2 protein-coding genes are annotated in these 2,612 nt (G+C 63.1%); both read right to left on the bottom strand.

Translation table 11 applies throughout. The features are described 5' to 3' along the window. Positions 1 to 123 precede the first annotated feature (123 nt). On the bottom strand, positions 124 to 1,002 hold the full coding sequence (gene istB / locus FJU11_RS18155) for an IS21-like element helper ATPase IstB (protein ID WP_181408246.1): 879 nt from the start codon (positions 1,000 to 1,002) through the stop codon (positions 124 to 126). Continuing rightward, on the bottom strand, positions 999 to 2,498 hold the full coding sequence (gene istA / locus FJU11_RS18150; protein WP_141168481.1) for an IS21 family transposase: 1,500 nt from the start codon (positions 2,496 to 2,498) through the stop codon (positions 999 to 1,001). The genes istB and istA overlap by 4 nt, the downstream gene beginning before the upstream one ends. Between the last annotated feature and the right edge of the window lie 114 nt (positions 2,499 to 2,612).

The following is a 2,612-nucleotide window of genomic DNA, read 5'->3' as shown; positions in this document are numbered from 1 at the left end:
TGTCAACGACGGAGCCAAACCAGGCCACTCGGGCGGAATAAAAGTCGGCCACGGCGATGGCAGGCGCGACGCACGAAGGGGCCCGATCGGGCCCCTTCGTGCGTTGGCGATCGGGCTCGAGGATCAGGTCGCGGAGATTTCGCCTGTTTCCGGATCGACGGCCTCGGCGATGGCCTGGTTTTGCTCCCCCTTTTCGGCAGAGAAAGGAGAACGGCTGTTGCCGGACGACTGCCTGAGCCGGTAGCTGTCGCCGTTCATCGTCAGGATGTGGACGTGATGGGTCAGGCGATCGAGCAGCGCCCCGGTCAGCCGCTCCGAATGCAGGATGCTCGTCCAGTCTTCAAAGGGCAGGTTTGAAGTGACGATCGTCGATCCCCGCTCGTATCGCTGCGAGAAGACCTCGAACAGAAGCTCGGCGCCGGTCGGTGACAACGGCACATAACCAAGCTCGTCAACGATCAGAAGTTTGACCGCTTGCAGATCGCGCTGCGTCTTCAGGAGACGGCGTTCGTCACGGGCTTCCATGAGTTGATGAACGAGCGCGGCTGCGGTCGTGAAGGAGACGGTGAAGCCCTTCTGGCAGGCGGCCAGACCGAGGGCCAGGGCGACATGGGTCTTGCCCGTACCGGAATTGCCCAGCGCGATCACGTTCTCACGGCGAAGGATGAACTCGCTGCGGGCAAGCTCCAGCACCAGCATCTTGTTCAGCGTCGGAATGGCGGTGAAGTCGAAGGTGTCGAAGCTTTTGACCGCGGGGAACCGCGCCGCTTTGATCCGGCGCTCGACCATGCGTCGTTCCCGGTCGATCAGTTCCAGTTCGATTAGGCGCAGCAGATAGCGGGGATGATCGACGCCGTCGCGGGCGCACTCGCGGGCGACCTTGTCGTATTCCCGCAGCACCGTCGGCAGCTTCAACTGCTTGAGGTGATGGGCGAGAAGCACCTGCGGCGTGCCGCCGGTTGTTCCCCTCGGCATGGTGTCTGACGTCGACTTGCCGATCATGCCACCCGTCCCGGGACGAGGACGGCGTAATCGGCAGCGGCCGTCGTCCTGACGTCCATCTTCGGCAGATGCGGATAGGCCGAAAGGTCGAGACGCGCCGGGCGCCGTTCGATCCGGGAAAGAGCGATCAGCTTGATGGCGTCAAATCCGATGGCCCCGAGGCGGATCGCTTCCGTCACAGCCTCGGTCACGATCGGCATGGCGATCGTCTCCAGCAGCCGTAATACCTGGATAAACTCACGCTTGCCGCGATTGCCCATGCGCGCTTCAAGAAGATGGCGCAGATGCTGGAAAGCTTCCGGCAGATCCCAGTCCTCCAGCGGTGCCGCCTGGTCCAGCGCGTTCGGCTTGGTCTCGATCAGGGCCAGGTAGTGCAGCGGATCGAACACGAAGGTGCCGGTGCCGTAGCAACGGCGATGCCGGGCGATCTCTTCGCCGGCGCACAGAATCACCACATCGTCGACGAAGCCCTTCACAAGGACATCACGGAAACCGAAGGTCGTCGGGACCGAGTAATCGTTGCACCGGTAGCGAACCAGCGAGGTCGATGAGACCCGTGCAATCCGCTTCTCGCATGGCTTGAGCGGTGTTGCCGGCAGATCCTTGAAGGAAGCCAGATCGGCGACGAGCCGCTCGCCGATCGTCTCGCCGTGGCGTCCGGCCCGTTCCCCCTGCCGTCGGCGACATCGCTCGGCCAGCATGGCGTTCAGCTCATCGAAGCTTGCCGCATGCGGAATCGGCGTCATGAAGTTCGACCGGGCATACTTCACCAGACCCTCCACCTTGCCCTTGTCGTTACCCTTTGCGGGCCGCCCGAAGCGATCCCGGAACAGGTAGTGGCTCTGGAGTTCGGCGAAGGCCCGGGTTCGTTCGCGCTTTCCGTCACCGCAGATCTTCGCAACCGCAATCGTGGTGTTATCGTAAAGGATCGACAGCGGCACGCCACCGAAGAAGGCAAAGGCAGACACGTGTCCGTCGAGGAACGCCTCCGTCGTCTCGGCCGGGTAGGCCTTCACGAACGGCGCGTCCGACTGCGGCAAATCCATGCAGTAGAAGTGGATCTTCTGCCTGACGCCGCCGATCACGGTGATCGCCTCGCCGAAGTCGACCTGCGCGTGGCCGGGCGGGTGCGCCAGTGGCACGAAGGTCTCGCGCTGGCGGCCGCGGGCGATCCGGACATAATCCTTCACCACCGTCAGGCCGCCGCCATAGCCGTGCTCGTCGCGCAGTCGTTCGAAGATCCGTTTAGCGGTATGGCGCTGTTTGACCGGCGCCATACGATCAGCCTCAAGGATCGCATCGATCACCGGAAGCAACGTTCCCAGCTTCGGCTTGGCCACCGGCTTCGACCGCGTATAGCCCGGTGGGATCGAGAACCGGCACATCTTCGAAATCGTATCCCGGCTCAGTCCGAAGACCCGGGCCGCTTCGCGCTGGCTGTTGCCCTCAAGATGAACGTAGCGACGGACGGCAGCGTAAACTTCCACGGCGAACATTCCCGGCCGCTCTCCCTACAAAGGAAAACAGCCTAACCACTGGCCGGATTTTACACCGGCGCGGCAAACCACATCGGCGCCGCTTCGTGGCCTACTTTCTCACCGCCCTACACA

This window comes from Pararhizobium mangrovi, from assembly GCF_006516965.1.
GTDB classification, from domain to species: Bacteria; Pseudomonadota; Alphaproteobacteria; order Rhizobiales; family Rhizobiaceae; genus Pararhizobium_B; species Pararhizobium_B mangrovi.
The sequence above is the reverse complement of the archived record's forward strand: the minus strand, read 5'-3'. Positions and strand labels throughout refer to the sequence as shown.

Excerpts from the sequence above, each read along its gene's own strand:
- istB (WP_181408246.1), bottom strand. The coding sequence starts at position 1,002 with ATGATCGGCAAGTCGACGTCAGACACCATGCCGAGGGGAACAACCGGC.
- istA (WP_141168481.1), bottom strand. The coding sequence starts at position 2,498 with ATGTTCGCCGTGGAAGTTTACGCTGCCGTCCGTCGCTACGTTCATCTT.